This window comes from Mesorhizobium sp. M0011 (assembly GCF_040324155.1).
In the GTDB taxonomy this organism is placed as follows: domain Bacteria; phylum Pseudomonadota; class Alphaproteobacteria; order Rhizobiales; family Rhizobiaceae; genus Mesorhizobium.
Genome location: NZ_JAMYVQ010000068.1, coordinates 1 through 5,071 on the forward strand (window position 1 = coordinate 1; position 5,071 = coordinate 5,071).

At 63.7% G+C, this 5,071-nt stretch carries 3 protein-coding genes; 1 reads left to right on the forward strand and 2 read right to left on the reverse strand.

What is annotated here, in order from left to right; translation table 11 throughout:
• Positions 1-127: 127 nt before the first annotated feature.
• Both NKK51_RS32265 and NKK51_RS32270 read right to left on the reverse strand, forming a co-directional pair.
• The gene (locus tag NKK51_RS32265; protein ID WP_352556321.1) at positions 128-1,045 is read right to left on the reverse strand and encodes a DUF1003 domain-containing protein; all 918 of its coding nucleotides are present in this window, start codon (positions 1,043-1,045) and stop codon (positions 128-130) included.
• A gap of 636 nt (positions 1,046-1,681) precedes the next feature.
• Entirely contained in the window at positions 1,682-2,566 is an 885-nt protein-coding gene (locus NKK51_RS32270; RefSeq protein WP_352556323.1) for a D-alanyl-D-alanine carboxypeptidase family protein, read from the reverse strand.
• A gap of 493 nt (positions 2,567-3,059) precedes the next feature.
• Between NKK51_RS32270 and NKK51_RS32275 the strand changes: the two genes are divergently transcribed.
• A complete protein-coding gene (locus tag NKK51_RS32275) occupies positions 3,060-4,874 on the forward strand; it encodes a methyl-accepting chemotaxis protein (RefSeq protein ID WP_352556325.1) in 1,815 nt (604 codons plus the stop codon).
• The last annotated feature ends 197 nt before the right edge of the window (positions 4,875-5,071 follow it).

Below are 5,071 nucleotides of genomic sequence, written 5' to 3' on the forward strand. Positions count from 1 at the left end.
CGCACTCGCCAGAAAACTCCTGGTCATCCTCAATGCAAAAGCACGCGATGCGCGCAACGAGTTCGTAATTGCAACTTGACACCCCAGATAGTCGCTCTCCCCCACCTTGTGGGGGCGAGGAACCCTCTCACTCCCCCGCCTTCACCGTCCGCCGCCCCCGCACCGCCCGCTTCGGCTTCTTCGCACCGGCCAGTTCGTGCATCGCATCCAGCTGCATCTGCTGCATTTCGGCCAGCCGTGTCCATTGGCGCGAGATGAGGTAGTCTAGCTTTTCGTGCAGATGGCGCACTTCCAGCTCGGCCTTGAGGTTGACGCGGTAGTCGTTGAAGGAGCGCAGGCGGTCCTTCGACTCTTGCCGCCTCTGGCTCATCATGATGATCGGCGCCTGGATGGCGGCGATGCAGGAGAGCAGCAGGTTGAGCAGGATGAAGGGATAGGGATCGAAGGCGCTGCTCATGCCCGCGATCAGATTGATGCCGATCCACACCAGCAGCACGCTGCCGAACGAGATCAGGAACCACCAGCTGCCGCCGAAGGCCGCCATGTTGTCGGAGACGCGGTCCGCGAAGGTCCGGTGCTCCTCGAATTCTTCTTCCGAGTTTTCGGAAATCGTGTCCTGCCTGGCGATCGATTCGACCACCTGACGGTCGAGCTCGGAGAATTCGCCATGCTCCTGCTGCAGCAGCTCCTCCATGTAGCGCATGCGGTAGCGGCCGAGTTCGGCGCGGCTGATGCGGGCGCCGGCCGGCAGGTCGGGATGGTCCGACCGGATGCGGTCGGCGAGGCTCGGGCGCAGCGTGTCGATGCGCACCAGATCGCGCTTGCGGAATTTCCGACCCGATATCGCCGACGGTTTTTTCTTCGGTTTGCCGCGTTGGGCGCCTGGGCCTGCGGGTTCGGAGTCCGGCACTTCGGGCGTCTCGAAGTGCTCGTCCGACACCGGATCGGCCTCCAGCTCACCAAGGATCGGCGCCTCGAAATATTCGCCGCCGCTGTCGTGCTGGTTGTCGGCCGGTTGCTCGGGCGTTTTGGGGACGGTGCTCATGGTGCGGGCTCCTGGTGGTGCTGCGGGGGACGATAAGCAGAGGTGGCGGCGCATAGCCAGCGCGGGACACGGATTTCGCGGGCCGGACAAGTGGTTTTGATCGGAGAGGCGATGTGGCTCGATGCGCCGGCAGGCGCCCTTCGCAGGTTCAGGGTGGTGACGTTCGAGGTTTGCCGAAGCCTCCTCGATTTCGTCATCCACGGGCGGAGCGGGAGCGAAGCGGACGCGCAGACCCGAGGATCCATGCCGGGACGTTCGTGGAGGGTGCAGCGGAGCAGAATTCAGCACCGCTGCGGAGCTTTGAGGTCGCGGCATGGATCCTAGGGTCTGCGCCGCGTCGCTTCGCTCCTTGCTTCGCCCTAGGATGACGAAGCGATGGGGCTGTTTCCGCTAATCGCCAACCCTCGACATGGTCGTTGCGCTTGCCCGGCTCCTTGGACGCCGCATCGTCTTCTGGGGTCCTGGCAGTCTTCGACCAGCAGCAAAAAACCCGCCTTGCGGGCGGGTCACGTTTCCAGTGGATCAATTGGCGCGACTCAGCACCATACCCAAAACAGTAGCGTAGCTGCCCTCACCGAGTCAAGAAAAAATTCCTATCCGTCACCGCGCGCCTGGACGCGAACCGCGCCGCGGCCACTACTGTTCCGCGAACATCAGCCTCGTCTTGGTGCCATCCACCGTTGGCGACAAACTGCGCTGGATCAGCGCTTCGACATGGTCGTTGCGCTGGCGGGCTGAGTCGGCGCCCATCACCACGACGATCAGGCTGCGGCCGTCGGCATTGTAGGAGGTGACGATGTTGAAGCCCGACGCCCTGATGTAGCCGGTCTTGATGCCGTCGACGCCGCGCACGCGGCCGAGCATGTCGTTGTGGCCGCGCACCAGCCTGCCGCGGAACATGAAGTCGCTTTCGGAGAAATAGTGGAACTGCTGGGGAAAGCGCTGACGCAGCGCCATGCCGAGCACCGCCATGTCGCGCGCCGTCGTCATCTGGCCATCATCGGGCAGGCCCGACGCATTGCGGAAGCTGGTGCTGGTCATGCCGAGCTGGCGGGCTTTGGATGTCATCATGGCGGCGAACTGATCTTCCGAGCCGCCGAGATATTCGCCGACCGCCACCGCCACGTCGTTGGCCGATTTGACGACGATGGCGCGGATCGCCGAATCGACGTCGATGCTTTCGCCGCGCCGGAAGCGCAGCTTGGTCGGCGGCTGCGAGGCGGCGTGGTCCGACACCGGGATCTGCGTCTGCTTGCTGACGCGGCCGGACTCCAGCGCCTCGAACAGAAGATACAGCGTCATCATCTTGGTCAGCGAGGCCGGGTAGCGCTGCGCCGTCGAGCTGACCTCGAACAGCTGCTTGCCGGTCCTGGCGTCAACGACGATGGCCGCATATTTCTGCGCCGGCGCCGGCACGGCCAGCACGCTGTCGGGTGGCGTCGTGGTCGAGCAGCCGGCAAGCAGCACCAGCAGGACGAGTGCCGCGAAAACTCTCTGGATGAGCGGAAGGGGGCTGGACAAGGGCAGGACTGTTCTGGGGTCGGCTGTTGCTGAGATGAGACGAAGCTAACGTAACGCAAGTGATGCGTCCATTTGGTTAATGCCGGTTAGCCCCAGGATTGTCGAGGGCATCGGGCTCAGTTCCTCGCCTCTGCACAGCGCAGGGCAATCGCATACGGATTTTTGCGAAGATGGACCCCCACCCTAACCCTCCCCACAAGGGGGAGGGGATGCTGCCGCGCGCTCTTATTCGTCTTGGACGTCGAGATATCGACAGTTGCCGAGATCAGCGCCTACAGAAGTCTCCCTCCCCCTTGTGGGGAGGGGTTAGGGGTGGGGTATTCGTAGAGCGAAAGCTTCCGCTTCCCATATGCGATTGCTCCGCCTCCGGCAGGGGCGAGGAACCCAAGCCTGCGAAGCCGCCCCGAAAACGCCGGTTTTCCCGTGTCTTTCCTTGCCAGGGCCGCGTTTCCCGTGGGAAGGGGCGTGGTATCCGAGGGCTTGGGGGCTTGGCATGACGAATATCGGGGCCGGGGGCGCTGCGCCCTCGCTTATCAGGGCATCACTCAGCCGCACCGGTAAATGGGCCGGCAGCGTCGCCTTTATCGGGGGTGCGGCCTCCGACATCCTCAATCCGCTGGCGCCGTTCGCCGCCTATATCGCGCTGGTCGCCGCTATCGCCGCAATCATCATCGCCATCGCCATCGTGCTCAGGCTGGTGCTGGCGGCCAGAGCGCTGCCGGCCTTGATCTTCGCCACAACAGCAGCGGCCGTTGCCGGCGGCGTCTACGGCCTGCAGCAGCAGACCAACGCCCAGAACGGGGTGATCGCCAGCCTGGTGCCGGCCATTGCCGGGCTGCAGCAGTCGATGGGGATCGTTACCGAAAAAGTGGCCAGGATCGAGCAGACCGTCACGCAAACGCAGAAGACGGTCGAACAGGTCAAGCAGACGACCGACACGGTGGAGAAGAAGGCCGATGAGATCGCTAACGCCCAGCAGCAGCAGACGCAGCAGACGGCGGAAGTGCAAAAGACCACCGAAGAGGTGAAGAAACAGACCGAGACGCTGGCCGCCGGCCAGGCGCAGCAGCAGGCCCAGACCGAGAAGCTGCAAGCGACGACGACGCAGATCGCCGCCTCGATCGACACCATCGCCAAGGGGTTTGCCGCGCTTGCCGCACAGGGCGGGGCGATCGCCGAGCCGAAGCGGCCGGACGAGTTCTACCACAATGCCCGCGTCTACGAGCTGTCCGGCGACATGCTCAATGCGCGGCGTTCCTATCTTGCCTTTGCCGGCTTCGATGTCGACGCCATCGATCCCTACACGCGCTTTGCCACGCTGCTTCGGGTGCAGGACGGCAAGGCCGGCGCGCGCGAAGTGTTCGGCGCGCTTGCCGACAAGGGCAAGGCGCTATCGATCAAGCTGGTGCATATCCAGCAGTTCGACGACGCCCAGCGGCTCGACAAACTCAACGCCTTCATCGCCGCCAACGCGGATTTCGCGCCGGCCTATTTCCTTTTGGCGCAGGAGTTTTCGGAAGACCGGCTCGGCGCCCAGACGCTGGCCGACAAGCGCAACGAGGCCAAGGCGCTGACCAAGTTCACGTCCTACGAGAAGGATGGCGGGCTGCTCAAATATTTCGTCGACCAGACGCAGTTGGCCGACTGGCTGGACCGCAGCCGCAGCCGGCTGGCAGCGCTCGGCGACGTGCTCGATCCCGCCCGCTTCGTGCCTTCGCTGACGCCGATGCGCTCCAACCAGGGCTGGTCGATGACCATCTCGCTGCCGGAGCCGGCGACCGCCATCTCATGGCGCATGGGCGACAGCGGTCCGTTCACCGACACCGGTTTCCTGGCCATGAACGACCAGACCACCGGCAAGCCGATGGCCAATCCGAGCTTCGAGATGCCCGACAGCACCGTGGCCGGGATCATCGCGATCAAATATCTCGACATCAGGGGCCGCGAGACCGGCCCGTTCGACATCCGCTTCGACCCGGAGGCGGCACTCCAGCAGGGCAACAAGCAGATCCTCGACCAGTTCTGGACCTCGTGGATCGCCTTCGATGCCAGCGGCAATCACGGGCTGGTCTATTTCACCCAGATGCTGTCCTACCGCTGCGCCATCAAACAGGTGCACTACAGCCTGAACGGCGCGGCGCTCGACAAGGAGATCAAGATGCCGCGTTGCGACAAGAAGGACCCTTACGCCATCCCCTACGACTACCAGCCCTATTTCAAGGTCGCCGACAGCGTGAAATCGATGTCGGTGCAGGTCACCTACACCGACGGCACCAAGTCGCCGGTGCGGGAATACAAGCGGCAGTAGCTGCGCTCACCCTCCCCCTTGTGGGCAGGGGAATCGCACGTGGAATTCTTGAGATGTCTGCCCGGCACGGACCCCCACCCCTAACCCCTCCCCACAAGGGCCTGTTGCAAAATTGTGTGGATGTGATTCCCTGTTTTTGAAACAGGGATCTTGCGATGACGACGAAGCCGAGCGGTCAGTTCAGTTTTGTGGAGGCT

Bases quoted from the DNA above. Each gene is read 5' to 3' on its own strand.
- NKK51_RS32265 (WP_352556321.1), bottom strand. From the start codon at position 1,045: ATGAGCACCGTCCCCAAAACGCCCGAGCAACCGGCCGACAACCAGCAC.
- NKK51_RS32275 (WP_352556325.1), top strand. From the start codon at position 3,060: ATGACGAATATCGGGGCCGGGGGCGCTGCGCCCTCGCTTATCAGGGCA.